Raw genomic sequence first — 2,318 nt, 5'->3', positions numbered from 1 at the left:
CGTCCTGGAGCCGGCTCGGAGTGACGTCGATGATCTTCGCGTTGCCGTGGGTGCTAGTGGTGATGACGCCGGCTTGGGAGCCGGTGAACGAGCGGGCCTGCGCACCCAGTGATTCGATGGCCATCGCCACCAGCGCGTTGGAGATCCGCTCCCCGGCGGTCAGCAGCATGTCCAGCTCGCGGGGAGGCGGCGCCGGGCACACCTGCTGCGCCAGCTCGAGCAGGCCGTCGGTGGTGTCACCCATGGCCGAGACCACTACGACGACGTCGTTGCCCTGCTTTTTGGTCTCGACGATGCGCTCGGCGACCCGGCGGATCCGCTCGGCGTCCGCGACGGACGATCCGCCGTACTTCTGCACGACGAGCGCCATCGTTACCCTTTCGGTTTGCGGGGTTTGGGTCGAAAACAGAATACGTGCCCTACCGGCCGACGATGTGGTCCGAGGAGGCGGCCAGGATCACCTCGACAGTTGTGGCTGCGCTTTGTGGCGACCATCTGCTATCGCGTGGGATGGCCCGTTCGCCGGGGGGCGGCTACGGCAGCGACGGCAGCGTAATCGTGGACGGCAGGGTAATCGACGGGAGCGACGGCAGGGTGATCGTCGAGGGCAGGTGAAACCGACCCGACGTCGTGGGGGTGGTTGTCGGCGCCGACGTGGTCGTCGACGGCACCGTCGTGGTCGTTATCGAGGGAGCGCCGCCCTGGTTGCCGCTGAACAAAGCCACGATGCCCCAAATGATCAGGCCGATCAGGATCGCCAAAATGATGCTCAACCACACCAAGGGTTTGCGATACCAGGGAGTGGGCGAAGGTCCCGCGGGTCCCCGGTAGCCAGCGTCGATACGCGCCGTCGGCTCGTCCCCCTGACCCGGGGGCTGGTTACGCGCCACGGTCGCCGATGCTAACAGCCCACTAGCGCCGCACGCTTGGTACGGTCCCGCCCTACCTGCGTTTTGGTAGGAAAGTCAAGCGCTGTACAGTGGTCGACGTGCAGCGGGTGCTCCTCCTCGGACGCCGCGACGGGGTCTGATCTAGGCCGGCTTCCCGTCGCGGGCGTTCGCGATGCGCCGGTCTGAGGTCCCTCGTTCACTCTCGGAGCAATCACTGTGACCAGCTTTTCCCGTCCTTCGGGCGACACCCCCGACGCATTCACGTCGATGCGTGCCATCACCAAACCCACAGGCCCGCCGAATCCCGGTCAGCCGGCCTGGAACACCCAGCGCGGATCGTCGATGCCGATCAACCGGTATCGCCCGTTCGCTGAGGAAGTCGAACCGATCACGCTGCCCGACCGCACCTGGACCGACCGCGTCATCGACAAAGCGCCGATGTGGTGCGCGGTCGACCTGCGCGACGGCAACCAGGCGTTGATCGACCCGATGAGCCCGGCCCGCAAGCGGCGCATGTTCGACCTGCTGGTGCGCATGGGGTACAAGGAGATCGAGGTCGGGTTTCCATCGGCCAGCCAGACCGACTTCGACTTCATCCGCGACATCATCGAACAGAACGCCATCCCTGACGACGTCACCATCCAGGTGCTGACCCAGTGCCGCCCGGAGCTGATCGAGCGCACCTTTCAAGCCTGCGAGGGAGCGCAACGGGCGATCGTGCACTTCTACAACTCGACCTCAATCCTGCAGCGGCGCGTGGTCTTTCGCGCTGATCGAGCCGCCGTGCAAGAGATCGCGGTTCAAGGCGCTCGCAAGTGTCTGGAGCAGGCGGCCAAATACCCGGGCACCCACTGGCGGTTCGAGTACTCACCGGAGTCCTACACAGGCACCGAGCTGGAGTACGCCAAGCAGGTGTGCGACGCCGTCGGCGATGTCATCCAGCCCACACCCGACAACCCGATCATCTTCAACCTACCCGCCACCGTCGAGATGGCCACGCCGAACGTCTACGCCGACTCGATCGAGTGGATGAGCCGCAATTTGAAGTGGCGGGACTCCGCCGTCCTTTCGCTGCATCCGCACAACGACCGCGGAACAGCCGTTGCCGCAGCCGAATTGGGGTATCAGGCTGGCGCCGACCGGATCGAGGGCTGTCTGTTCGGCAACGGCGAGCGCACCGGCAACGTGTGCCTGGTAACGCTGGGTCTCAACCTATTCAGCCGCGGCATCGACCCGCAGATCGACTTTTCCAACATCGACGAAATCCGGCGCACCGTCGAGTACTGCAACCAGCTGCCGGTGCCCGAGCGTCATCCCTACGGCGGGGACCTGGTGTACACCGCGTTCTCCGGCAGCCACCAGGACGCGATCAACAAGGGCCTCGACGCGATGAAGATCGCAGCCGACGCTGTCGGCTCTGATGTTTCC

The 2,318-nt window shown here is 65.2% G+C and carries 1 protein-coding gene and 2 pseudogenes (1 of these 3 only partly in view); 1 reads left to right on the top strand and 2 read right to left on the bottom strand.

Annotation, left to right across the window (positions count from 1 at the left end):
• A pseudogene (locus ACFE99_RS21315) lies at positions 1 to 370 on the bottom strand (aspartate kinase); the annotation flags it as partial.
• A 163-nt stretch (positions 371 to 533) separates the two neighbouring features.
• Positions 534 to 779, bottom strand: a complete 246-nt coding sequence (locus ACFE99_RS21310; protein ID WP_375488393.1) for a hypothetical protein — start codon at positions 777 to 779, stop codon at positions 534 to 536.
• Between the two features lie 283 nt (positions 780 to 1,062).
• On the opposite strand from ACFE99_RS21310, the pseudogene leuA reads away from it, so the two are divergent.
• Positions 1,063 to 2,318 (top strand): annotated as a pseudogene (leuA, locus tag ACFE99_RS21305) (2-isopropylmalate synthase) (it continues 742 nt past the right edge of the window).

This window comes from uncultured Mycobacterium sp. (assembly GCF_964249325.1).
In the GTDB taxonomy this organism is placed as follows: domain Bacteria; phylum Actinomycetota; class Actinomycetes; order Mycobacteriales; family Mycobacteriaceae; genus Mycobacterium.
The sequence above is the reverse complement of the archived record's forward strand: the minus strand, read 5'-3'. Positions and strand labels throughout refer to the sequence as shown.